This is a genomic window from Streptomyces monashensis, assembly GCF_001866665.1.
In the GTDB taxonomy this organism is placed as follows: Bacteria; Actinomycetota; Actinomycetes; order Streptomycetales; family Streptomycetaceae; genus Streptomyces; species Streptomyces monashensis.
This window is the reverse complement of the sequence record NZ_MLYO01000072.1, coordinates 188,669-210,692: the sequence shown is the minus strand read 5'-3', so window position 1 is coordinate 210,692 and position 22,024 is coordinate 188,669. Positions and strand designations below refer to the sequence as shown.

23 protein-coding genes are annotated in these 22,024 nt (G+C 71.2%); 16 read left to right on the top strand and 7 right to left on the bottom strand.

Annotated features, from left to right (window positions below; translation table 11 throughout):
- Nucleotides 1–218: 218 nt before the first annotated feature.
- Together BIV23_RS37125 and BIV23_RS37120 are read left to right on the top strand one after the other, a co-directional pair.
- Entirely contained in the window at nucleotides 219–1,724 is a 1,506-nt protein-coding gene (locus tag BIV23_RS37125) for a purine-cytosine permease family protein (protein WP_071385374.1), read from the top strand.
- Entirely contained in the window at nucleotides 1,721–2,278 is a 558-nt protein-coding gene (locus BIV23_RS37120; protein WP_071385373.1) for a cysteine hydrolase family protein, read from the top strand. Before BIV23_RS37125 ends, BIV23_RS37120 begins: the two co-directional genes overlap by 4 nt.
- 3 nt (nucleotides 2,279–2,281) lie before the next feature.
- On the opposite strand, the gene BIV23_RS37115 is transcribed toward BIV23_RS37120, so the two are convergent.
- Nucleotides 2,282–3,547: an alpha-L-fucosidase gene (locus BIV23_RS37115; RefSeq protein ID WP_071385372.1), complete on the bottom strand. Its 1,266-nt coding sequence runs from the start codon at nucleotides 3,545–3,547 to the stop codon at nucleotides 2,282–2,284.
- A 150-nt stretch (nucleotides 3,548–3,697) separates the two neighbouring features.
- Here BIV23_RS37115 and BIV23_RS37110 point away from each other — a divergent pair, with 150 nt between their 5' ends.
- Together BIV23_RS37110 and pqqB are read left to right on the top strand one after the other, a co-directional pair.
- Nucleotides 3,698–4,099 (top strand): SseB family protein, encoded by a 402-nt coding sequence (locus BIV23_RS37110; protein ID WP_071385371.1) that lies wholly within the window; start codon nucleotides 3,698–3,700, stop codon nucleotides 4,097–4,099.
- Between the two features lie 128 nt (nucleotides 4,100–4,227).
- A complete protein-coding gene (gene pqqB, locus BIV23_RS37105) occupies nucleotides 4,228–5,118 on the top strand; it encodes a pyrroloquinoline quinone biosynthesis protein PqqB (protein ID WP_071385370.1) in 891 nt (296 codons plus the stop codon).
- Here pqqB and BIV23_RS37100 read toward each other — a convergent pair.
- The gene (locus tag BIV23_RS37100; RefSeq protein ID WP_071385369.1) at nucleotides 5,115–5,534 is read right to left on the bottom strand and encodes a MarR family winged helix-turn-helix transcriptional regulator; all 420 of its coding nucleotides are present in this window, start codon (nucleotides 5,532–5,534) and stop codon (nucleotides 5,115–5,117) included. The genes pqqB and BIV23_RS37100 overlap by 4 nt on opposite strands.
- An 85-nt stretch (nucleotides 5,535–5,619) precedes the next feature.
- Nucleotides 5,620–5,970: a VOC family protein gene (locus BIV23_RS37095; protein WP_071385368.1), complete on the bottom strand. Its 351-nt coding sequence runs from the start codon at nucleotides 5,968–5,970 to the stop codon at nucleotides 5,620–5,622.
- Between the two features lie 233 nt (nucleotides 5,971–6,203).
- Here BIV23_RS37095 and BIV23_RS37090 point away from each other — a divergent pair, with 233 nt between their 5' ends.
- Together BIV23_RS37090 and BIV23_RS37085 are read left to right on the top strand one after the other, a co-directional pair.
- On the top strand, nucleotides 6,204–7,049 hold the full coding sequence (locus BIV23_RS37090) for a sensor histidine kinase (RefSeq protein ID WP_071385367.1): 846 nt from the start codon (nucleotides 6,204–6,206) through the stop codon (nucleotides 7,047–7,049).
- Nucleotides 7,046–7,771: a response regulator gene (locus tag BIV23_RS37085; RefSeq protein ID WP_071385366.1), complete on the top strand. Its 726-nt coding sequence runs from the start codon at nucleotides 7,046–7,048 to the stop codon at nucleotides 7,769–7,771. Before BIV23_RS37090 ends, BIV23_RS37085 begins: the two co-directional genes overlap by 4 nt.
- Before the next feature lie 30 nt (nucleotides 7,772–7,801).
- Here BIV23_RS37085 and BIV23_RS37080 read toward each other — a convergent pair whose 3' ends face one another.
- The 4 genes from BIV23_RS37080 to BIV23_RS37065 are packed head-to-tail and all read right to left on the bottom strand — an operon-like array spanning nucleotide 7,802 to nucleotide 11,983.
- Nucleotides 7,802–8,833: a LacI family DNA-binding transcriptional regulator gene (locus BIV23_RS37080; protein ID WP_071385365.1), complete on the bottom strand. Its 1,032-nt coding sequence runs from the start codon at nucleotides 8,831–8,833 to the stop codon at nucleotides 7,802–7,804.
- A complete protein-coding gene (locus tag BIV23_RS37075) occupies nucleotides 8,830–9,735 on the bottom strand; it encodes a carbohydrate ABC transporter permease (RefSeq protein WP_071385364.1) in 906 nt (301 codons plus the stop codon). Before BIV23_RS37075 ends, BIV23_RS37080 begins: the two co-directional genes overlap by 4 nt.
- On the bottom strand, nucleotides 9,732–10,670 hold the full coding sequence (locus tag BIV23_RS37070; protein ID WP_071385363.1) for a carbohydrate ABC transporter permease: 939 nt from the start codon (nucleotides 10,668–10,670) through the stop codon (nucleotides 9,732–9,734). Before BIV23_RS37070 ends, BIV23_RS37075 begins: the two co-directional genes overlap by 4 nt.
- On the bottom strand, nucleotides 10,667–11,983 hold the full coding sequence (locus BIV23_RS37065; RefSeq protein ID WP_071385362.1) for an ABC transporter substrate-binding protein: 1,317 nt from the start codon (nucleotides 11,981–11,983) through the stop codon (nucleotides 10,667–10,669). Before BIV23_RS37065 ends, BIV23_RS37070 begins: the two co-directional genes overlap by 4 nt.
- Before the next feature lie 236 nt (nucleotides 11,984–12,219).
- Between BIV23_RS37065 and BIV23_RS37060 the strand changes: the two genes are divergently transcribed.
- The 10 genes from BIV23_RS37060 (at nucleotide 12,220) to BIV23_RS37015 (ending at nucleotide 21,994) form a co-directional block, all read left to right on the top strand.
- Nucleotides 12,220–14,241, top strand: a complete 2,022-nt coding sequence (locus BIV23_RS37060; protein ID WP_071385361.1) for a beta-galactosidase — start codon at nucleotides 12,220–12,222, stop codon at nucleotides 14,239–14,241.
- 107 nt (nucleotides 14,242–14,348) lie between these two features.
- Nucleotides 14,349–15,911, top strand: a complete 1,563-nt coding sequence (locus BIV23_RS37055) for a glycosyl hydrolase 53 family protein (RefSeq protein ID WP_071385360.1) — start codon at nucleotides 14,349–14,351, stop codon at nucleotides 15,909–15,911.
- A gap of 192 nt (nucleotides 15,912–16,103) precedes the next feature.
- Nucleotides 16,104–16,391, top strand: a complete 288-nt coding sequence (locus BIV23_RS37050) for an ArsR family transcriptional regulator (protein WP_071385359.1) — start codon at nucleotides 16,104–16,106, stop codon at nucleotides 16,389–16,391.
- Between the two features lie 114 nt (nucleotides 16,392–16,505).
- Nucleotides 16,506–16,967, top strand: a complete 462-nt coding sequence (crcB, locus tag BIV23_RS37045) for a fluoride efflux transporter CrcB (RefSeq protein ID WP_071385358.1) — start codon at nucleotides 16,506–16,508, stop codon at nucleotides 16,965–16,967.
- Entirely contained in the window at nucleotides 16,964–17,308 is a 345-nt protein-coding gene (locus BIV23_RS37040; RefSeq protein WP_071385357.1) for a DUF190 domain-containing protein, read from the top strand. Before crcB (BIV23_RS37045) ends, BIV23_RS37040 begins: the two co-directional genes overlap by 4 nt.
- 30 nt (nucleotides 17,309–17,338) lie before the next feature.
- Nucleotides 17,339–17,713, top strand: coding sequence for a fluoride efflux transporter CrcB (gene crcB, locus BIV23_RS37035; protein ID WP_071385356.1), 375 nt, complete (start codon nucleotides 17,339–17,341; stop codon nucleotides 17,711–17,713).
- A gap of 85 nt (nucleotides 17,714–17,798) precedes the next feature.
- Nucleotides 17,799–18,635 (top strand): undecaprenyl-diphosphate phosphatase, encoded by an 837-nt coding sequence (locus tag BIV23_RS37030; protein WP_071385355.1) that lies wholly within the window; start codon nucleotides 17,799–17,801, stop codon nucleotides 18,633–18,635.
- 184 nt (nucleotides 18,636–18,819) lie between these two features.
- Nucleotides 18,820–19,500: a FadR/GntR family transcriptional regulator gene (locus BIV23_RS37025; protein WP_071385354.1), complete on the top strand. Its 681-nt coding sequence runs from the start codon at nucleotides 18,820–18,822 to the stop codon at nucleotides 19,498–19,500.
- Nucleotides 19,497–20,936, top strand: a complete 1,440-nt coding sequence (locus tag BIV23_RS37020; protein ID WP_071385353.1) for an amino acid permease — start codon at nucleotides 19,497–19,499, stop codon at nucleotides 20,934–20,936. The genes BIV23_RS37025 and BIV23_RS37020 overlap by 4 nt, the downstream gene beginning before the upstream one ends.
- Before the next feature lie 41 nt (nucleotides 20,937–20,977).
- On the top strand, nucleotides 20,978–21,994 hold the full coding sequence (locus BIV23_RS37015) for an asparaginase (protein WP_071385352.1): 1,017 nt from the start codon (nucleotides 20,978–20,980) through the stop codon (nucleotides 21,992–21,994).
- Nucleotides 21,995–22,024 lie beyond the last annotated feature (30 nt).

Below are 22,024 nucleotides of genomic sequence, written 5' to 3'. Positions count from 1 at the left end.
CCACGGCCCGGACCTGCCGCCCCACGGTCCGTACCCGACGCGACGCGGCCCGGCCCCGACGCACCATGGGCTGAACCCGCCGCCCCACGGCCCGCTCCCGGCGCGACGCGTCCGGCTCCACCCCGCGGTGCCGACGTGCCGCAACTCGATTGACGCTCCCGGGGCGTCCGCCTAGCGTGATCGCGACGCGCCCGGACAGGCAGGACAGGGGGCCCGGTGTGACGACGTACCCGCAGGACCCGGTCGACGGCAGATCCTCCGGCCGCCGCCCGATCCAACTGGAGACACACGGCCTCGACGTGATCGGGGACGCGGAGCGCACGGGCACGCCGCGCACGCTGTTCTGGCCCTGGTTCGGGGCGAACGTCTCGGTTCTCGGGCTGAGTTACGGTGCCTTCGCGCTCGGCTTCGGCATCTCCTTCTGGCAGGCGCTCGCCGCCGGCGTGCTCGGCATCGTCGTCTCGTTCCTGCTGTGCGGCCTCGTCGCAGTGGCCGGAAAGCGCGGCTCGGCACCGACGATGGTGCTGAGCCGGGCCGCGTTCGGTGTGCGCGGCAACCGGCTGCCGTCCCTGATCTCCTGGATGCTCACCGTCGGCTGGGAGACTGTCCTCACGGCGCTGGCCACGCTCGCCACCGCGACGGTCTTCGGCCGCCTCGGCTGGGGCGGCGGCACCGGGACCAAGGTGCTCGCCCTCGTCGTGGTCGCCGCGCTGACCGTCGGCGGCGGGGTCATGGGCTTCGACGTCATCATGCGGCTGCAGACGGCGATCACAGTGATCACGGGCGTCCTCACCGTCGTCTACGCCGTCCTCGTCGCCGGCCACATCCACTGGGCCGCCGTCAGCGCCGTACCGACAGGTTCCCCGCAGGAGTTCATCGGCGCGCTCGTGTTCATGATGACCGGCTTCGGCCTCGGCTGGGTCAACGCCGCCGCCGACTACTCCCGCTATCTGCCGCGCAGTTCGGCCGACCGGTCGGTGATCGGCTGGACCACCTTCGGCGCCTCCGCCGCCCCGCTGCTCCTGCTCGTCCTCGGGCTGCTGCTGGCCGGTTCCTCGCGGACGCTGAGCAAGGCCGTCGCGGCCGACCCGATCGGCGCGCTCACGACCGTCCTGCCGACCTGGTTCCTGGTGCCGTTCGCCGTCGTCGCCGTCCTCGGCCTGGTCGGCGGCGCCGTCCTCGACATCTACTCCTCCGGGCTCGCCCTGCTCTCCGCCGGCCTGCCGGTGCCCCGCTACCTGGCCGCGCTCCTCGACGGCGCCCTGATGATCGCCGGCTCCGTCTACATCGTGTTCTTCGCCGGCGACTTCCTCGCCCCGTTCACGGGATTCCTCACCACGCTCGGCGTCCCCATCGCCGCCTGGTGCGGCATCATGCTGGCCGACCTCGCCCTGCGCCGCCGCGACTACGACGACCACGACCTCTACCGCACGCACGGCCGCTACGGCGACATCCCCCCGGTGCCCCTGCTGCTCACCCTCGCCGCCACGGCCGTCGGCTGGGGCCTGGTCACCAACACCGCCGCGAGCTGGCTCAGTTGGCAGGGCTATCTGCTCGGGCCGCTCGGGCTCGGCGGCACGGCAGGCGCCTGGGCGTACGCCGACCTCGGCGTCCTCGCCGCCCTCGCGCTCGCCTTCCTCGGCACGCTGCTCCTCGGCCGCCGCCGGGTGCGCGCCCAGGAGGAGACCGCACCGGCGCCCGGCGAAGAGGTGCTCCCCGCATGAGCGCCGACCACCTCGCCGTGATCGACATGCAGCGTGTCTTCGCCGACCCGGCGAGCCCCTGGGCCGCACCCCGGTACGCGGACGCGGCGGCGGGCGTACGCAGCCTGCTGCCCGCTTTCGCCGGCCGCGTGACCTTCACCCGCTTCGTGGCCCCCGAGCACCCGACCGGTGCCTGGCGCGCCTACTACGACCGGTGGCCCTTCGCCCGCAGGCCCCCGGACGCCGAACTCTGGGACCTGGACGCCGAGTTCGCCGACGAGGCGCGGCACGTCCTGGACGCCGGCACCTTCGGCAAGTGGACCCCGGAGCTGGCCGCCCGCCTCGCCCCTGGCGACCGGCTGGTGCTGGCCGGAGTCAGCACCGACTGCTGTGTGCTGTCCACCGCCCTGGCCGCCGCCGACGCCGGCACCGAGGTGCTGGTGGTCGCCGACGCCTGCGCGGGCGCGGACGACGACTCCCACCGCAAGGCCCTCCACCTGATGGACCTGTACCGGCCGCTGATCCGGGTGACCACCGCCGCCGGACTGCTCGGCCGGCCCGGCCGACCCGGCTGACGATCACCTCCGCCCCGTACCCTGGTACAGATCCAGCTCCCCGTCGAGTTCCACGGCGAGCACGGTCGCGTACTCGTCCACGTCCGTCGCCGCCGGTGCATCGATCCAGGTCACGCCGGGTACGTCGTGCAGCCCGCCGGTGACCCGATGGCCCAGTCCGGCGCCCGTCCCCAGCGCCCGCACCCGGCGCACCCGGTTGCGCAGGCCGCGCACGGACACCGTCTCGCGCGGGGTGTCGAAGCACACCAGGTACAGCGTCCGCCGGTCGGCCGACAGCGTGCTCGGGCCGTAGTGGTGGCCCGGCGGCAGCCCCGCGACGGTGCCGTACACGGCCTCGGCGTGCCGGGCGATCCACGCCCCGAGCCCCGTCAGCCGTTCCGCCTGCTCCGCCGGTATCGTGCCGTCCTCGCGCGGGCCCACGTCCAGCAGCAGGTTGCCGCCCGCGCCGATCGTCTCCGTGAAGTAACGCACCAGCTGGCGCACCGACTTGTGGTTGTGGTCCTGGTGCTGGAAGCCCCAGGAGTCGTTGACCGTGAGGCACAACTCCCAGGGTCCCTCGGGTGCCTGAAGCGGCACGCCCTGTTCCGGGGTGGCGTAGTCGCCGTGGCTCAGCATGCGCGCGTTGAGCACCGTGTCCGGGTTCCCGGCCAGGATCCGCGCGGCCAGGGCGTCCAGCCCCCACTGCTCCTCGGTGCGCTCCCACTCGCCGTCGAACCAGAGCAGGTCCGGCCGGAACCGGTTCACCAGCTCCCCGACCTGTCCGTCCCGGTAGGCGAGATACCGCGCCCAGGCGACGGGGTCCTCCGCACCGGGCCGGGCGTGCGCGAGCGGGTTCGGGGGATCCTCGTCCGGGGCGGGGTGCCGGGTGCTCGCGTAGTCGGGGTGGTTCCAGTCCGAATGGGAGTAGTACAGGCCCACTTTGAGGCCGCGCTCGCGCAGCGCGTCCGCGTACCCGGCGATCAGGTCGCGCCCCGCCGGGGTGTGACGGACCACGTCCAGCCCGCCGTGCGCGCTGTCCCACAGGGCCACCCCGTCGTGATGACGCGCGGTGAGCACGGCGTACCGGGCACCGGCCCGGGCGAACAGCTCCGCCCACGCGCGCGGGTCGTAACGGGACGCCGTGAAGCCGTCCAACTGCTTCATGTACCGCTCGTGGGAGACCTGCCCGGTGTAGAAGGACCAGGACTCGGGCACGCCGTCCACCGCGTAGACGCCCCAGTGGACGAAGACGCCCAGTTTGGCCTCACGGAACCAGGTCTGCATCGGCATGGGGACACGCTAGGCCGCACGCCCGCGTACTCACCAGACCTCCCCGCGATCGCCACGCATGCCCCGGAGCCCAGCGGGTACGCGATCGGGAGCACCCGGGCACGGACCCGCCCGGGAGGCCGCATCACCGCAGCTACCTGGGGATTTGCCATGGACACATCCGCCGCACACGACCACCGGCCGACACCGGCCCAGCAGGCGCTGGACGCGCTGGCCGTGAACGCCGAGGACCAGGCCGCCCTGGACACCCTCGCGCACAGCGACGTGCTCGTCCCGGTGCCGGACGACGCGCTCGACGAGGAGGGGGCCGAAGCCTCCTCGCTGGCCCTGCCCGTCCTGGAGCAGCCCGGAGGCGAACCGGTCGTTCCCGTGTTCACCACGGAGGGCGAGCTGGGCCGGCTGCTGCCGTTCATCTCGCGCTACCGCCTCGTCCCGCTCGGCGCCCTCGCCGCGCAGTGGCCCGACGAGGACCTGGCCCTGGCCATAGACGGCAACTCCGCCCACGCCCTGACACTCACGTCACGGAGGGTGCGGACGCTGCTGGCCCGCTGACAACACGCCCTCACCCGCCCCTTGGGCGACCGAACGGCCGGAACTGCTCCCCGCGCCGAGGTGGTCACTCTCCTCGCGAGGGGAAGACCCCAGCGGGAGAAAGGCCGGCCGAACGGGGAGGGGCCATCGTGAGGGTCGTCCTGCTGGGCACCGCCGCCGGGGGCGGCTTCCCGCAGTGGAACTGCGCCTGCGCGCTGTGCGCGGCCGCCCGGGACGGCAGGCTGCCCTCCCGTACCCAGGAGTGCGCCGCCGTCACCGGCAACGGCCGCGACTGGTGGCTGCTGAACGCCTCGCCCGATCTGCGCACCCAGCTCACCGCCACACCGGCACTGTGGCCCGGCCCCGGCCCCCGGGACACCCCGCTGCGCGGGGTCCTGCTCACCGACGCCGAGGCCGACCACGTCAGCGGACTCGGCGAGCTGCGGGGCGCGCCGGGCCTGAAGGTCTACGCGGCTGCGCCGGTCCGCGCGGCCCTCGCCCCCGTGCGCGCCGCCCTGGACCGCTACGCCCCCTGGGACTGGGCCGACACCCTGGCCGACGGCGGTTTCGTCCTGGCCGGCGGGCTGGTGGTCACGGCCCGTCCGGTGGGCGCGAAGATCCCGAAGTACATACCGGCGCAGGCACCGCGGCCGGCCGGCCCGTGGGTGACGGCGTACCGCGTCGAGGACCTGGCCAGCGGGGGAGTGCTGGTGTACGCGCCCTGCGTGGGCGCCTGGAGCGCGGAGCTGGACGAGCTGTGCGCCGAGGCCGACTGCGTGCTGCTCGACGGCACCTTCTACGCGCCCGACGAGATGGGGACGGTGGTACGGTCGGGCGCCGGGCAGGCGGCGATGGGGCATCTGCCGGTAACGGGCCCGTACGGCACCCTCGCAGCCCTCGCCCGGCATCCCGGGGCGCGCCGCGTCTACACCCATCTGAACAACACCAACCCGTTGCTCGACCCGTCGTCACCGGCACGCGCGCGTGCCGCCGAGAACGGGGTCGAAGTGCTGGACGACGGGGCCGAACTGCTGCTCTAGGGTCGCGGAGTCGCGGCCCTGGCGTCCTGGTCGGCCAGCATGCGCTCCAGCACCGCCCGCTGGAGCGGCAGCACCGCCTCGTACAGGGCGCGGCCCCTGGGAGTGAGCGCCACCCACACCCCGCGCCGGTCCTCCACGCACACCGAGCGCTCGACCAGCCCGTCCTTCTCCAGCCGGCCGATCAGCCGGGACAGCGCGCTCTGGCTGAGATGCACCCGGCCGACCAGGTTCTGCACCCGGCACTGCTCGCCCGGCGCGGGCGACTCGGTCGCCAGGATGTCGAGCACCTCGAAATCGCTGGCGCCCAGTCCGTGCGGGTGCAGAGCCCGGTCTATCTCGCACATCGTGCGCGCGTGCACCGCGAGGATGTCCCGCCACCGTTCCTCGAGCCGGGCGTCGGCCGTCTTGACTGCCATACCCGCACCGTAGCACCGATCCGGCCAATCGTTGAGTGTGCAACTAATTCGGGGTGCGGGCGGTCGGATCTCAGGTGACCGGGGTTCAGGCGGTCGGGTCCTGGAGGAGGCCGATCAGGTTGCCGTCGGGGTCCTTCACGGAGGCGACCAGCCGGCCGTTGCCCACGTCCCGCACGTCCTGGAGCACCTCGGCACCCGCCTCCACCAGCGCCGCGAGCCGCTCGCGCAGGTCGGTGACGTGCCAGAACGGCACCGGCCCGGTCAGGCCCTGCGCGTGCCCGTTCGGGTCGAGCCCGACGTCCTGCCCGGCGGCCCTGAAACCGATGTAGTACGGCTCGTCGGCGTAGGGCTCGACGCCCAGCAGGGCGGTGAACAGCGCCTTGGCGGCCTTCGCGTCCTTGACGGGGTAGATGATCGTCTGCACGCCTGTGGTCATGGAACTCACTCCTTCGCGATGTGCGGCCCGACGGGTCGTCCCGCCGACGCACCTCACGCTAGGACCGGTCGGCCCGCCACGGCTTCTCAGATCCTGACCGGTTGCCGACGCCGGCCCGTGATCTTCACCCGGGTGGCGCCCGTCGCGCACCGTGCCGCCCTCATCCCGGCGATGCAGCCGACTGGATCCCCGGGCCGATGTGGATGTCGGTGCCGTCTGCGACCATGAACGCCATGGGGGAGGACGAGATGCTGGCGGCGGCGCTCGCGGTGGCGTGCGCGGCCGTCGTGGGACTGGCGGGGGCACTGGTGCGCACCCGGCGGCGCTGGCAGGCGGCCGTCGGGGAGCGCGGCTGGCTGCTGGAGCGGGAGCGGGAGAGCGCCGCCGAAGCGGCGATCGCGGCCGAACGCGACCGGATCGCCCGGGAGTTGCACGACATCGTCAGTCACACCGTCAGCCTGATGGTCGTCCAGGCGGGCGCCGCGCGCGAGGTGCTGGGCACCATGCCGGACGAGGCCGCGACCGCGCTCAGAGCCGTCGAGGACGCCGGGCGGGGCGCGATGACCGACCTCAGACACCTGCTGGGCCTGCTGGCCCCGGCCCCCGACGGCACGGACACCGACGCCGCGGCGGACACCGACCGGGCGGGCACGCCCCTCGCCCCGCAGCCCGGTCTCGACCGGCTCGGCTCGCTCGTGGACCGGATATCGTTCGCCGGGCTCCCCGTCGAGGTCCGCGTCCTGGGCGAACCGCGCCCGCTGCCCCAGGGCATCGACGTGACCGCCTACCGCATCGTCCAGGAGGCCCTGACCAATGCCCTGCGGCACGGCGACGGCGGCACCGCGGAGGTGAGCGTGCGCTACGCCGACCACGCCCTGCGCGTCGAGGTGCTCAACTCCGGCCCCAGCGTGCTCACCGGCACGGCACCGGGCTCCCCGCGGCCGCGCGCCGAAGGCACCGGCCGCGGCCTGCTCGGCCTGCGTGAACGGGTCGCCGTCTACGGCGGTGACTTCGACGCCCGGCGCCGGCTCGGCGGCGGCTACCGCGTCCGCGCCCGCATACCCCTGGACCGCCCATGACGGCCGGCGCGCCCGAGCGGACACCCCGGGTCCTGATCGCGGACGACCAGACCCTGATCCGTACCGGCTTCCGGCTCATCCTCACCGCACGCGGCATCGACGTCGTGGGCGAGGCCGCCGACGGCGCCGAGGCGGTCGCCGCGGTCCGTGAACTGCGCCCGGACGTCGTGCTGATGGACATCCGCATGCCGGTCATGGACGGACTGGAGGCCACCCGGCGCATCCTGGCGCGGACCCCCGACTGCCGGGTCCTCATGCTGACCACCTTCGACCTGGACCGGTACGTGTACGAGGCCCTGTCGATCGGCGCCGGCGGCTTTCTGCTGAAGGACGTCACCCCGGAGCACCTCGCGGCGGCCGTCCGCCTCGTCGGCACCGGTGACGCCCTGCTCGCCCCGCAGATCACCCGGCGCCTGGTGGAGCGCTACGCGGCCGAGGCCGTGCGCACGGCGACGGCACCGCCCGCCGACCTGGCCGCGCTCACGCCCCGCGAGCGCGAGGTCCTGACCCTGATGGGCCGCGGCCTGTCCAACACGGAACTGGCCACCGAACTGACCCTGAGCGAGGCCACGGTCAAGTCCCACGTGGCCCGCATCTTCGCCAAACTGGGCCTGCGCGACCGGGCCCAGGCGGTGGTGCTCGCCTACGAAACCGGCCTGGTCGCGCCCCGCGGGGGCGCCGGGAACCGCGCGATCGACCCCCACGGAGCCGCAGACGCCTGACGACCCTTCCCGGCGTTCACCGCGCAGCGCTCACGCCGACTCGCGTCGAACGAGCTCCGTCGGCAGGATCACCGCCGCCGGGTCCTCCCCGCCGATCTGCGCGAGCAGCACCCGCACCATCTCGCTGCTGATCCGGTCCCACGGCTGCCTGATCGTCGTCAGGGCCGGAGTCGCCGCCGTCGCCGCCGGGGAGTCGTCGAAACCGCCGACAGCGATGTCATCCGGCACGCGCCTTCCGGCCCGGTGCAGCGCGGACAGCACGCCCTGGGCCATCAGGTCGGAGGCCACGAACACCGCGTCCATCTCCGGGGCCCGCGCCAGCAGCCGCTCCGCGCCCGCCTCACCGCTCGCCCGGCTGTAGTCGCCGGAGACGACGAGCCGTTCGTCGACAGCGATACCGGCCTCGGTGAGCACCTCCTTGTACCCGGCGAGCCGCTCCACACCGCCCGGCGTGTCCAGCGGACCGGTGACCACACCGATCCGGCGCCGGCCCAGCGACAGCAGATGCCGGACCATGTCCCGCGCGCCGTCCCGGTCGTCGGCGGCCACGTAACTCACCTTCGAACCCAGGCCGATGGGCTTGCCGCAGGCGACGAGCGGCACGCCCGCCTCCCGCAGTTCCTCCGCGACCGGATCGCCGGAGTGGCTGGAGACCAGCAGCACCCCGTCGACGTGCCCGGCGGTGATGTACCGCGTGATGCGCCGCCGTTCGTCCTCGGTGCCCGCCAGCATCAGCAGGAGCGGCACGTCGTGCGCGGCCAGCGCCTGGGTGCAACCGCGCAGCAGGACATTGAAGTTGGGGTCCTCGAAGAACCGCTCCTGCGGCTCGGTCAGCAGAAAGCCGACCGAGTCGGAGCGTCCGGTGATCAGTGAGCGGGCGTGCCGGTTCACGACGTACCCGGTCCTGCGGATGGCGGCGTCGACCGCCTCCTGCGCGGCGGGGGAGACGTAGTGCCCGCCGTTGAGCACGCGCGAGACGGTGCCGCGCGAGACGCCTGCCTCGCGCGCCACGTCGTGGATCGTCGGCGGTTTGCGCCGGCCCCCCGGATTGCTCATGGTCATGACTTTACGGCCCCGGACAGCAGGTCGAGGCTCCAGAACCGCTGAACGACCAGGAACAGGGCGATCAGCGGGAGGACCGCGAGGAACCCGCCCGTGATCACGAGGGTGTACAGCGCCGGGGTGTTGGAGCCCTGTTCCAGCAGCGTGTACAGGCCCAGCGTGAGCGGGAACTTCTCGTCGTCGCTGAGCATGATGAACGGCAGCAGGAAGTTGTTCCAGATCGCGACGAACTGGAACAGGAACACGGTGACCATGCCCGGGATCATCATCGGCAGCGCGATCCGGGTGAAGATCCGCCACTCGCTCGCCCCGTCCATCCGCCCGGCCTCCACCACGTCGGCGGGGACGGCCGCGGCGGAGTAGATCCGGGCGAGGTAGACCCCGTACGGCGAGAGGATCTGCGGCAGCAGCACGGACAGGTAGGAGTCCGTGAGGTTCGCCTTCGCCAGCAGCAGGTACTGCGGGACGGCGAGGATCACCGGTGGCATCAGCACGCCCGCGAGCAGGACGTTGAAGATCGTCTCGCGGCCCCTGAAGCGGTAGGTCGCGAGTGCGTAGCCGCTGAACGCCGAGACGGCGGTGGAGAGCAGGGCGCCCAGACCGGCGTACAGGGCGGAGTTGCCCATCCACGTCCAGTAGACGCCCCCGCGGTAGGCGTTCAGGTCCTTGATGTTCTGCGTGAACCCGGTGCCCGGCAGGAAGGTGAAGGTGGAGAACAGCTCGTGCCCGGACTTGGTGGACGCGATCACCACCCACGCGACCGGCAGCAGCGTGTAGATGGCCCCGATCAGCAGCGTGACCGTCGGCACCAGTGCGATCCGGCGGCGCAGCGGCGGGCCCTGGGCCGTGCCCGGGGTGGTGCCCGCGGCCGGGGCCGCCTTGCGCAGCGCAAGAGAACTCATCGCGCGTCTCCTTCACTGACGTCCCGCGTGTTCCGGCGGTTCGCGGCTCGCAGGAACCCGAACGACAGCAGCAGCGTGGCCAGGGCAATCAGGGTGGACTCGGCGGCCGCCGAGTAGATGTCGTTCCGGCCGAAGGCGTCCTGGTACACCTTCATCAACGGACTCCACGTCGTGTTGACGGAGTTGGTGAGCGGCTTGAGGGTCGTCGGCTCGTTGAAGACCTGGAGTGTCGCGATGATCGAGAAGAAGAAGGTCAGCACCAGCGAGGGCGCCACCATCGGGATCTTGATCTTCAGGGCGGTCTGCAGCGGGGTGGCGCCGTCCAGCTTCGCCGCCTCGTACACCTCGGCCGGAATGGACCTCAACGACGTGTAGATGACGATCATGTTGAAGCCGGTGCCGCCCCAGACCGCGATGTTCGACAGGGCGAGATAGAGCGGGCCGCCGTCCAGCAGGTTCGGCTGGGGCAGGTGGAGCTTGGCGAGCACGTAGTAGAACGGGCTGACGCTCGGCAGATAGAGGAAGCCCCACAACAGCGCGGCCACCACACCGGGAATGGCGTACGGGAGGAAGACTGCGAGCCGGGTGAACGGGGCGAACCGTACCTTCTCGGAGTCCAGCATCAGCGCGAACAACAGGGCGAGGCCCAGCATCACCGGGACGACGATGCAGCCGTAGCCGAGCACACGCAGCGCACCGTGCAGTAGTTCGCTGTCCTTGAAGGCCTCGGTGTAGTTCGCGAAGCCCGCCCAGACCTCGCTGCGGGCGTTCGCGCCGAGCCCGAGCCCGGAGACGTGCACCTTGCGGAAGCTGAGGAAGACGGCGTAGCCGATGGGCAGCGCGAAGAAGAGGACGAACAGCAGGGACGCGGGGAGGAGGAAGGTGTACGGAGCCCCCTTGACCCCGTACGACCTCCGGCGTGCGGGGCTGGTCACCGGGAGACCTCGAAGCCCTGCTTCTTCATGTCCGCGACCGTGTCGTCCTGCATCTTCTTCAGGGCGGCGGCGAAGTCCGACTTGTTCTTGGCGGCGGAGCCGAAGGCGTCGTTGAACGAGGTGTAGGCGACGTTCACGTTCGGGCCCCAGGCCGAGGGCGCCGTGGTCTTCGCGATGTCGGCGGCCCTGGTGTAGAAGTCGGCCTGGTTCGAGAAGTAGTCCGGCGGATTGGAGAAGGCGCCGCTGAGCTGCGCGGACGTGGAGGCCGGGTAGATGCCGCCGTCCTTGGCCAGTGCGTTGAGGGCGTCGTGGTCGGTGTTCAGCCAGGCGGCGAACTTCGCGGCCGCCTCCTTGTGCGCGGAGTCGGTGGTCACGGCCGTGGAGGAACCGCCCCAGCTGCCGGTCACGTCCTCGGTCGCCGACCACTGCGGCAGCGGGGCCATCGCCCACTTGCCCTTCGTGTCGGGCGCGGCGGTGGCCAGCGTGCCCGGCGCCCACACGGCGCTCACCCAGGCGAGCTGCTTGCCGGTGTCCAGCGCCTTGTTCCAGGCCGGGGTGTACATCGGCTGGTTGTCGATGACGCCCTCCTTGACCAGCCCGCCCCAGAACGCGGCGACCTTCCGGGTGGCCGTGTCGTCGATGGCGACCTTCCACTTGCCGCCCGAGGCGGTCCACCACCTGGCGCCGGCCTGCTGGGCGAGACCGGCGAAGAGTCCGGAGTCGTTGGCGGAGAAGGTGGTCAGGTCCTTGTCCGGCGCCTTCTTCTTCAACTGGCGGGCGGTCTGGGCGAACTGCTCCCAGGTGGTGGGGACCGTCAGGCCGTACTTCTCGAACAGGTCCGCGCGGTAGTAGAACATCATCGGGCCGATGTCCTGCGGGACGGCGTAGACGGCCTTCGTGCCGAGCGTGGTCTGCTGCCAGACGCCGTCGGCGAACTTGCCCTTGATGTCACCGACCTGCTGGGAGATGTCGGCCAGCGCGTCGTTGCTGACCAGGGTCGGCAGCGCCTGGTACTCGGCCTGCACCAGGTCCGGGGCCTTCTTCGCCTTGTGCGCGGTGAGGATCTTGGTGACCAGCGTGTCGCCGGACGCCTGCTTCTTCACCGTGACCGTGATCCGGTCCTTCCTGCCCGGCCCCTTGTTCCACAGGTCGACGACCTTGTCCATGCCGGGCGTCCAGGTCCAGTACGTCAGCGAGACCGGACCGGACCCGGATGTGCTGTCGTCCCCGGAGCCGCAGGCGGCGAGGGTGGTCGCGCCGAGCGCGACGGAGAGGGCGGTTGTCACGAGGCGACGACGCTTCGTGTGCGGCATGGTTTCTCCCCTGACCTGGGTCCCCGCCTCCTGCGGGGACCTGCCATGCAGATGTGCACGTTCACATGAACCGGGTCCTCACCTGGCGGACCCCCCTGCCATGCTTCTGTGAGCGTTCACAGTAGAGAAACATCCCGGACACTTGTCAATGGTTGTTGCTGTGCGGTTATGTTGGGCTCGCACCGCCGCTGCTGTGTGTGCACGTTCCCAAATGATCGATTCAACGGGAGACACCCATGCCGGACACCAGCCCCAGGGGCCTCACCAGGCTCGCCTTCGGTGGCGACTACAACCCCGAGCAGTGGCCGGAAAGCGTCTGGCAGGAGGACGTCCGGCTGATGCGCGAGGCCGGCGTCACGATGGTGAGCGTCGGGATCTTCTCCTGGGCCCTGCTGGAACCCGCCCCGGGGGAGTACGACTTCGGCTGGCTCGACCGGGTGATCGGCCTGCTCCACGAGAACGGCATCCGCGTCGACCTCGGCACGCCGACGGTCGCCCCGCCCGCCTGGTTCTACCGCGCACACCCCGAGGCCCTGCCGGTGACCGCCGACGGCACGCGATACGAGTTCGGCTCCCGTGGCGCGATCTGCCACAGCAACGCCGACTACCGGGCCGCGGCCAGGGCCGTCACCGTGAAACTCGCCGAGCGGTACGGCGACCACCCCGCACTCGCCCTGTGGCACGTGCACAACGAGTACGGCGTCCCCGTCTCGGCCTGCTACTGCGACTCCTGCGCCGCACACTTCCGTCGCTGGCTCGCCCGGACGCACGGTACCGTCGAAGCCGTCAACGAGGCCTGGGGGACGGCCTTCTGGGGCCAGCGCTACACGGGCTTCGAGCAGATCAACCCGCCCCGGGCCACCCCGACCGTCGGCAACCCGGGCCAGGCCCTGGACTACAAGCGGTTCGCCGACGCGACCATCCGCGAGAACTTCACCGCCGAACGCGACATCCTGCACCGCCTGTCACCCGGTGTTCCGGTCACCACCAACTTCATGACCGCGCTCAGCCAGTGCGACTCGATCGACTACTGGGCCTGGGGCCGCGAGGTCGACCTCGTCACCAACGACCACTACCTGATCACCGACGGCCGCCGCACCCACGTCAACCTCGCGATGGCCGCCGACCTCACCCGGTCCGTGGCCGGTGGTGCCCCCTGGCTGCTCCTCGAACACTCCACCTCGGGCGTCAACTGGCAGCCCCGCAACCCCGCGAAGGCCCCCGGCCAGATGGCCCGCAACTCGCTCGGCCACGTGGCGCGCGGCTCCGAGGGCGCGATGTTCTTCCAGTGGCGCCAGTCCCGGCGCGGCGCCGAGAAGTTCCACTCGTCGATGCTGCCGCACGGCGGCACGGACACGCGCGTGTGGCGCGAGGTGATCGAACTCGGCGCCTCCGTCGAGTCGTTGAGCCCGATCCGCGGCACCCGGACCGAGGCCGACGCGGCCATGCTGTGGGACTGGCAGTCCTGGTGGGCACAGAACCTCTCCTGGCGCCCCAGTGAGGACCACGACCCGCGCGAACGCGCCGACTCGTTCTACGAGGCCCTCTACGACCGCCACCTCACGGTCGACTTCGCCCACCCGGAAGCCGACTTGTCGGCCTATCCCCTTGTCGTCGTACCGGCCCTGTACCTGATGACGGAGGCGGCCGGGCACAACGTCCGCGAGTACGTCGAGAACGGCGGCACGCTCGTGGTGTCGTACTTCTCCGGCATCGTCGACGAGCACGACGCCGTGCACGAGGGCGCCTACCCGGGCGCGCTGCGCGACGTCCTCGGTCTGACGGTGGAGGAGTTCTCGCCGCTGCTGAAGGACGAGCGGGTACGGCTGACCGGACCCGACGGCTCCGAGCTGACCGGGGACGTGTGGACGGAGTTCGTCGTGCCGCGCGGCGCCGAGACCGTGTGGACCTACGCCGACGGACTCACCGCCGGCCGCCCCGCCGTCACCCGGCACCCGCTCGGCCACGGCACCGCCTGGTACGTCTCCACCCGCCTCGACGCCCAGGGCCTGGACGCCCTGATCGGCTGGGCCGCCGACGACGCCGGGCTCGCGCCGCGTGCCGACCTGCCCCGGGACGTCGAAGTGGTGCGCCGCAGCGGCGCGTCGGGCACCTACCTCTTCGCGATCAACCACACCGCCGGCGACACCAAGGTGCCGCTGGAGTCGCCCGGCACCGAGCTGCTGACGGGCGAACGCGCCGCGGGCCGCCTCCCGGTCCCGGCAGGGGCCGTCCGGGTCGTACGACTCGACGGCTGAGCAGGCTCCCCTCCGCCCGCGTGTGCCACGAGAGCCGCGGGCGGAGGGGTTCTCCTCCAGCCCCGCTGGAGGTCCCCTCCCCAGTCACGTCGAAGGGACGACGGACGATGAAGTTCCATCCCGGACGCACCACCAGAGCCCTGCTGCTGCCCCTCACGGCCGGGCTCGCCCTCGCCTTCCTGCCCGCGCAGGCCGCGCACGCCGCGAGCACGCTGACCAACGGCGGCTTCGAGGCCGACGGCACCGGCACGGCCACCCCCGCCGGCTGGTCCGAGTACGGCGACACCGGCGCCTCGTACACCGAGTCCGGCGGGCACAGCGGCAGTTACCGCCTCACCCACTACGCGGCGTCGGCCTACAAGGTGGAGACGTACCAGTACCTGTCGGGCCTGACCAACGGGAACTACACGTTGACCGCCTGGGTCCGCTCCAGTGGCGGGCAGAACGCCGCGTACATAGCGCTCAAGAATTGCGGGAGTCCGGAACAGCGCACCGATCTGCCCATCTCGTCCAGTGGGTGGATCCGTATCGTCACGCCGATCAAGGTGACGAACAGCCAGTGCACCATCAGCATCAACAGTGACGCGAACGCCGGCAACTGGATCAATGTTGACGATCTGACCTTCACGTCCGGCACCACCGGCACGTCCATCCACGGTGCCGACATCTCCTCCCTCGCCAAGAGCGAGGCCAAGGGCGGTGTCTACAAGACGAGTTCGGGCACCACGGGCGACGCCCTGGCCATCCTGAAGTCGTACGGCATGAACTACGCCCGCCTGAAGGTCTGGGTGAACCCCGCGGACGGCTTCAACGACAAGGCGCACGTCCTCGCGATGGCCAAGCGCATCAAGGCCCAGGGCATGAAGCTCCTGGTCGACTTCCACTACTCGGACACCTGGGCGGACCCCGGGGCCCAGACCAAGCCGGCCGCATGGACGGGCCATACATACAGTCACCTCAAGACGGACGTGTACAACCACACGTACGACGTCCTGAACGCGTTGAAGGCTCAAGGCACCACCGCCGACATGGTCCAGATCGGCAATGAGATCAATGGCGGCATCCTGTGGTCCGAGGGATCCACGTCCAACTGGAGCCAGCTGGCCGGCCTGCTCAACTCGGGCTACGACGCGGCCAAGGCGGTCAGTTCGTCCACGGTCGTCGCGCTGCACCTGGCCAAGGGCGGTGACAAGTCCGGCACGGAGTGGTGGTTCGACAACGCGGTCGCCAACGGCGTGAAGTTCGACGCGATCGGACTGTCGTACTACGGCTACTGGCACGGCCCGCTCTCCGACTTCCAGACCACCCTGGACGACGCGGCCTCCCGCTACGGCAAGCCCGTCTTCGTCGCCGAGACCGCGTACCCCTTCACGCTGGCCAACAACGACTCGCTGGAGAACCAGATCGACACCACCGCCAAGCTGGTCTCCGGCTACCCGGCGACGGTGGCCGGCCAGACCAAGTGGATGAACGACGTCGCGAGCATCGTGGAGGCGGTCCCGGGCGGTCGTGGCCTCGGCGTCTTCTCCTGGGAGGCCACCTGGACCGCCGTGTCCGGCAACGGCTGGGACCCGACCGACGCCACGTCCGGAAACGGCTGGGAGAACCAGGCCCTGTTCGGCTACGACGACAAGGCGCTCTCCTCCATGACGTGGTTCAGCCACCGCTGAACCACCGCCGCAGGGGGTCCGGCCGTATGGGGCGGCCGGGCCCCCGTCGTCGCACACGGCCCGGGCCCGTTACTCCTCGGCCGCATGCCCGTTCCGTACCGGACAACGGCCGTCGAGTGCCGCGCGCGGCGGCGTCGCCCGGGCCACAGTGGGAACACTGCGTACGAGGAGGCGGCGACGGAGGGCGGACGGATGGCGGGAGCACCCTCGGGCCGGATACGGCACACCATCCTGGAGTGGCTCAAGGACCCCGCGGCCCACTTCCCGGCCCGCGGGAGCGGCGACCTCGCCGAGACGGGTGTCACCGCGCGGGCCGTGGCCGTCAAACTGGGCGTCCCGCCCCGCACGGCCCGCGCCCACCTCGACTTCCTCACCCGCCTCGGCCTGCTGCGCACCCGCCGCGTGCGCTGCCGCGTCTGCTACCGGCGCGACGAGATCCGCATCGCCGAGGTCGCCCGCGTCTTCGAGAAGGGCTGGTGAGCTCCGGCCCCGGGAGCGGATCCGCGCGCCGCCCCCGCCCGCCGGGGCGGCGGTACGCTGGTGTCCGGTCGTGATCACCCGTCGCGGGGCAGGCCGAACAGGAGGCGCGAGCGCATGACAGCCCCCGAAGCCGAGAGCATCCGTGTCCCTGCGGCGGCGCGGCGCAGGCCCGAGTGGCGCGGGCAGGCACCGATCGTCGCCGTGGTCGCCGTCGGCGGGGCCCTCGGCGCCTGCGCCCGCTACGGTCTCGCCCTCGCCCTGCCCACGCCCCCGGGCTCCTTCCCCTGGGCCACCTTCTGGACCAATGTCATCGGCTGCGCCGTGATCGGCGTGTTCATGGTGCTCATCACCGACGTGTGGGCCGCCCACCGCCTGGTGCGCCCCTTCTTCGGCGCCGGTGTCCTCGGCGGCTTCACCACCTTCTCCACCTACGCCGTCGACATCCGCGGGCTGGTCGAGGCCGGCCGCCCGGGCGCCGGGCTCGCCTATCTCGCCGGGACCCTGTGCGCGGCACTCACGGCGGTGTGGCTGGGTTTGGTCGCGGCCCGCCGGCTGCTGCTCGGGAGGCAACGATGACGTCGCTCAGCGGCCGGGCCCTCAGACTGACCGTCTACATCGGCGAGGACGACACCTGGCACCACAAGCCCCTGTACTCCGAGATCGTGCACCGCGCCCACGCGGCCGGGCTCGCCGGGGCGAGCGCCTTCCGCGGCATCGAGGGCTTCGGCGCCTCCTCCCGCATCCACACCTCCCGGTTGCTGTCCCTGAGCGAGGACCTGCCGGTCGCGGTGGTCGTCGTCGACACCGAGGAGCGGGTGCGGGCGTTCCTGCCCCAGCTCGACGAACTGGTCCACGAGGGGCTGGTGACGCTGGACGCGTGCGAGGTCGTGCGGTACGTGGGACGAGCCGGGTCCTGACACAGGAGACACGGAAGGTAAGAGTTCGTCGTGAACTGGCTCCTGGTGATCGCGGGGGCCGTGGTCGGCGCGCCCCTGCGCTACCTCGCCGACCGCGCCGTACAGGCCCGCCACGACTCGGTCTTCCCCTGGGGTACGTTCGTCGTCAACGTCTCCGGAAGCCTGGTCCTCGGGACGCTCGCGGGTGCCGTGTCCACCGGTGCCGAAGGCTCTCACCTGCAACTTCTCCTGGGTGTCGGGTTGTGCGGGGCGCTGACGACGTACTCGACCTTCTCGTACGAGACCCTGCGGCTGACCGAGGCCGGTTCGGGCCTCTACGCTGCCGTCAACGTCGTCGCGAGCGTGGCGGCCGGGGTCGCGGCGGCGTTCGCGGGGTTCGCCCTCGCCGGCGTGCTGTTTGCCTAGCTCTTGCCCTACGGTCGGGCATAGTAAGACTGTCTACAGAAATGTCGACCCGGTCTTTCCCTCCTCTTTCCCAGAACTGGATCCCATGAGCGCCATCTCCGTCGGTCAGGCCGTCGTCCTCGGAGTCGTCGAGGGGGTGACCGAGTTCCTTCCGGTGTCCTCCACCGGTCACCTGAAGATCACCGAGGGGCTCATGAACATCCCCGTCGACGACAAGTCCGTCGTCGGCTTCTCCGCCGTCATCCAGGTCGGAGCCATCGCCGCCGTGCTCGTGTACTTCTTCAAGGACATCAAGCGGATCGTCTCCGCCTGGTTCCGCGGTCTGACCAACCGCGAGGAGCGCTACCACCACGACTACAAGTTCGCCTGGTGGGTCATCGCCGCCACCATCCCGATCGTCCTGGTGGGTCTGGCCGCCAAGCCGCTGATCGACGGCGCGCTCGGCTCGCTGTGGGTGGTGGCCGGCTCGCTGATCGTCGGCTCCGGCGTGATGTGGGCGGCCGACCAGATGGGACGGCACAAGCGCGGCGAGGACGACACCTCGTTCAAGGACGCCATGTGGGTCGGCTGCTCGCAGATCCTCGCCCTGCTCTTCCCCGGCTTCTCCCGCTCCGGCGCCACCATGTCCACCGCGCTCATCCTGGACCTCGACCGCGTGGCCGCCACCCGGCTGTCGTTCTTCCTCGGCATCCCGGCCCTGACCGGCGCCGGCATCTACGAACTGAAGGACGCCCTCGGCGCCGGGGTGGGCGCGGCCCCGCTGGCCGTCGGCACCATCGTGTCCTTCGTGGTCGCCTACGCCTCCATCGCCTGGCTGCTGAAGTTCGTCGCCAAGCACTCCTTCAACGCCTTCGTGATCTACCGCATCGTGATCGGCGTCGGCCTGCTCGGCCTGCTCGGCGCGGGTGTGCTCAGCGCCTGACCGAAGACCGACCGGAGATCGCTGATCACCCACGGGGTGCGGATGCCTGTTTTCAGGCGCCGCACCCCGTGAATGTTCCCTTACCGGATGTCTTGACAGCCCCTGCGGGCAACCCGCAGGATCGTCACTCGTGAACCTGTCAGACAGCCAGACAGGTGGTCGGAGTCCCCGGCGCGTGAGCGCCATGGAAGCTGTTCTCGGCCACCTCCGCGGCGCCATCGAACGCGGCGACTACGCCATCGGCGACAAGCTCCCCTCCGAGGCCGAGCTGTGCCGCACCCTCGAGGTGTCGCGGCCCGTGCTGCGCGAGGCGCTGCGCGCCCTGCAGACGATGGGCCTCACGGTCTCCCGGACCGGCAAGGGCACCTTCGTCGTCGCGGACGCCGTCGAGGACCCCACCTTCGGCGACTACGCGGCCAGCGACCTGCTCGAGGTGCGCCGGCACATCGAGATCCCGGTCGCCGGGTACGCGGCCCTGCGCCGTACGCCCGAGGACCTGGACCACCTGGCGCACCTGCTCGAGCGTATGGAGCGGGAGACGGACACCACCGCGTGGGTCGCGATGGACACCCTCTTCCACCTCGCCGTGGCCGAGGCCGCCCAGAACCCGGTCTTCCGCCGGGTCATCGAGGAGATCCGCGACGCACTGGCGCGTCAGTCGGCCTTCCTCAACGAACTGGGCGGCCGCCGTGAACAGTCCAACCGCGAGCACCGGGAGATCGTCGAAGCGCTGATCGACGGTTCCGAACCCGACGCGGTGGAGGCCATGAGCCACCACCTGGACCGCGTCGAGACGACCCTCACCGACATCGTGCGTCCCCAGCGGACGGACGACCTCCCCACGGAAGGCGGACCCGAGGCGTGAGCGAGCAGCACCTCAAAGACGAGACGCGCCCCTCGTCCGGCCATGTCGACGCCGGAGACGCCGGCTACAGCAAAGGCCTGAAGCACCGGCACGTCAACATGATCGCCATCGGCGGAGCCATCGGCACCGGCCTCTTCCTCGGCGCGGGCGGCAGGCTCGCCGACGCCGGCCCCTCCCTGTTCATCGCGTACGCCGTCTGCGGCGTCTTCGCCTTCCTGGTCGTGCGCGCCCTCGGCGAGCTCGTCCTGTACCGCCCGTCCTCCGGTGCCTTCGTGTCGTACGCCCGGGAGTTCCTGGGGGAGAAGGGCGCGTACACCGCCGGCTGGATGTACTTCCTGAACTGGGCCACCACCGGTATCGCCGACATCACCGCGGTCGCCACGTACACCCACTACTGGGGCATGTTCTCGGACATCCCTCAATGGTTGATCGCATTGATCGCCCTCGCCGTCGTGTTGACCGTCAATCTGATCTCGGTCAAGATCTTCGGCGAACTGGAGTTCTGGTTCGCGATCGTCAAGGTCAGCGCGCTGGTGATCTTCATGTGCATCGGCATCTTCCTGCTGGTCACCCAGCACCCGGTCGACGGCCACCAGCCCGGCCCGTCCCTGATCACCGACAACGGCGGCATCTTCCCCAACGGCCTGCTGCCCATGCTGCTGATCATCCAGGGCGTCGTCTTCGCCTACGCCTCCGTCGAACTGGTCGGCGTGGCCGCCGGTGAGACCGAGAACCCCGAGAAGATCATGCCGAAGGCGATCAACTCGATCATGTGGCGCGTGGGCCTGTTCTACGTCGGCTCCGTCGTCCTGCTCTCGATGCTGCTGCCCTGGAACGTGTACAAGTCCGGCGAGAGCCCCTTCGTGACGGTCCTGTCCCACATCGGCGTCCCGGCGGCCGGCGGCGTGATGAACCTCGTCGTCCTCACGGCGGCCATGTCCTCGCTCAACTCCGGCCTGTACTCCACCGGCCGCATCCTGCGCTCCATGGCCATGAGCGGCTCGGCGCCGAAGTTCACCGCGAAGATGAGCCGCAGCCAGGTCCCGTACGGCGGGATCCTGCTCACCAGCGGTATCTGTGTCCTCGGCGTGGGCCTCAACTACGTCGTCCCCGCCGACGCGTTCGAGATCGTCCTCAACTTCGCGGCGATCGGCATCCTCGCGACCTGGGGCATGATCATGATCTGTCACGCGCTCTTCTGGCGGAAGACCCAGAAGGGCGAGCTGACCCGGCCGTCCTACCGGCTGCCGGGCTCCCCCTGGACCGAGATCGTGACGGTGGCGTTCCTCGTCTCCGTCCTGGTCCTCATGTACGCCGACGGCGGCGCCGGACGCACCACCGTGCTGTGCCTGCCGCTGATCGTCGCAGCGCTGGTCGCGGGCTGGTACGCCATCCGCGGCCGCATAGCGCGCTCGTCCACCGGCGCCGACGCGTGACCCGCGAACCGGCCCGCCCCGACCCATCGATGCAGGCAGTGATGTACAGCAGTTCCCCCGCCGACGCGCCCGTCGTCCGCGAACCCCTCCACGCTCCCGTCGCCCACCTCGTCCGCGGCGGGGTCGTCGAGGGCATCCACCACGGCTCCGTCGTCGTCCTCGGCGCCGACGGCCGGGTGGAGTTCCAACTCGGCGACATCGAGGCCGCCTTCTACCCGCGCTCGGCCGTCAAGCCCCTCCAGGCCGTGGCCATGCTGCGGGCCGGGCTGCCGCTCGACGGCGACCTGCTCTCGCTGGCCGCCGCGAGCCACTCCGGCGAGGAGCGCCACCTCGCCGGCACCCGGCGCATCCTCGAACTCGCCGGACTCACCGAGGACGACCTGCGCAACGTCCCCGACATGCCGTTCGACCCGGTCGTCCGGGACGCCTGGGTCCGCGAGGGCCGGCTGCCCTCCCGGCTCGCGCAGAACTGCTCCGGCAAGCACGCGGCCATGCTGTGGACCGCCAAGCTCAACGGCTGGACGCTGGAGGACTACCTCGACCCGGCGCACCCGCTCCAGCAGGCGATCCAGGAGATCGTCGAGGACCTGACCGGCCAGCGCGTCGCCCGCGTCACCGTTGACGGCTGCGGGGCGCCGCTGTTCTCCATCTCCCTGCACGGTCTCGCCCGCGCCCTCGCCCGGATCACCTCGGCCGCGCCCGGCACGCCGGAGGCCGAGGTCGCCGCCGCGATGCGCGAGCACGCCGAGATGGCCTCCGGCTCCGGCCGTGACGTGGCCGCGCTGATGCGGGCCGTGCCGGGGCTGCTCGCCAAGGACGGCTTCGAGGGCGTGCAGGTCGCCGCGCTGCCGGACGGCCGGGCCGTCGCCGTGAAGATCGCCGACGGGGCGAACCGGGCACGGATCCCGGTCGCCGCGGCCGCGCTCGCGCGCGCGGGTGTCGATCCCGGGCTGCTCACCGAGTTCGCGGGCGAACCGCTGCTGGGTGGGGGTGAGCCGGTGGGGTCGGTGCGGGTTGTGCGTGCCCTCGACCCGGTTCCTTTCACCGCCTGCGCGTAGTCCGCCGAACACTCTCAAACCCTCAGAAAG

What these genes read in the sequence shown, in the direction of transcription:
- BIV23_RS37120 (WP_071385373.1), top strand. Translation starts at nt 1,721, where the DNA reads ATGAGCGCCGACCACCTCGCCGTGATCGACATGCAGCGTGTCTTCGCC.
- BIV23_RS37115 (WP_071385372.1), bottom strand. Translation starts at nt 3,547, where the DNA reads ATGCCGATGCAGACCTGGTTCCGTGAGGCCAAACTGGGCGTCTTCGTC.
- BIV23_RS37110 (WP_071385371.1), top strand. Translation starts at nt 3,698, where the DNA reads ATGGACACATCCGCCGCACACGACCACCGGCCGACACCGGCCCAGCAG.
- BIV23_RS37100 (WP_071385369.1), bottom strand. Translation starts at nt 5,534, where the DNA reads ATGGCAGTCAAGACGGCCGACGCCCGGCTCGAGGAACGGTGGCGGGAC.
- BIV23_RS37095 (WP_071385368.1), bottom strand. Translation starts at nt 5,970, where the DNA reads ATGACCACAGGCGTGCAGACGATCATCTACCCCGTCAAGGACGCGAAG.
- BIV23_RS37090 (WP_071385367.1), top strand. Translation starts at nt 6,204, where the DNA reads ATGGGGGAGGACGAGATGCTGGCGGCGGCGCTCGCGGTGGCGTGCGCG.
- BIV23_RS37085 (WP_071385366.1), top strand. Translation starts at nt 7,046, where the DNA reads ATGACGGCCGGCGCGCCCGAGCGGACACCCCGGGTCCTGATCGCGGAC.
- BIV23_RS37080 (WP_071385365.1), bottom strand. Translation starts at nt 8,833, where the DNA reads ATGACCATGAGCAATCCGGGGGGCCGGCGCAAACCGCCGACGATCCAC.
- BIV23_RS37075 (WP_071385364.1), bottom strand. Translation starts at nt 9,735, where the DNA reads ATGAGTTCTCTTGCGCTGCGCAAGGCGGCCCCGGCCGCGGGCACCACC.
- BIV23_RS37065 (WP_071385362.1), bottom strand. Translation starts at nt 11,983, where the DNA reads ATGCCGCACACGAAGCGTCGTCGCCTCGTGACAACCGCCCTCTCCGTC.
- BIV23_RS37060 (WP_071385361.1), top strand. Translation starts at nt 12,220, where the DNA reads ATGCCGGACACCAGCCCCAGGGGCCTCACCAGGCTCGCCTTCGGTGGC.
- BIV23_RS37055 (WP_071385360.1), top strand. Translation starts at nt 14,349, where the DNA reads ATGAAGTTCCATCCCGGACGCACCACCAGAGCCCTGCTGCTGCCCCTC.
- BIV23_RS37050 (WP_071385359.1), top strand. Translation starts at nt 16,104, where the DNA reads ATGGCGGGAGCACCCTCGGGCCGGATACGGCACACCATCCTGGAGTGG.
- crcB (WP_071385358.1), top strand. Translation starts at nt 16,506, where the DNA reads ATGACAGCCCCCGAAGCCGAGAGCATCCGTGTCCCTGCGGCGGCGCGG.
- BIV23_RS37040 (WP_071385357.1), top strand. Translation starts at nt 16,964, where the DNA reads ATGACGTCGCTCAGCGGCCGGGCCCTCAGACTGACCGTCTACATCGGC.
- BIV23_RS37030 (WP_071385355.1), top strand. Translation starts at nt 17,799, where the DNA reads ATGAGCGCCATCTCCGTCGGTCAGGCCGTCGTCCTCGGAGTCGTCGAG.
- BIV23_RS37025 (WP_071385354.1), top strand. Translation starts at nt 18,820, where the DNA reads ATGGAAGCTGTTCTCGGCCACCTCCGCGGCGCCATCGAACGCGGCGAC.
- BIV23_RS37015 (WP_071385352.1), top strand. Translation starts at nt 20,978, where the DNA reads ATGTACAGCAGTTCCCCCGCCGACGCGCCCGTCGTCCGCGAACCCCTC.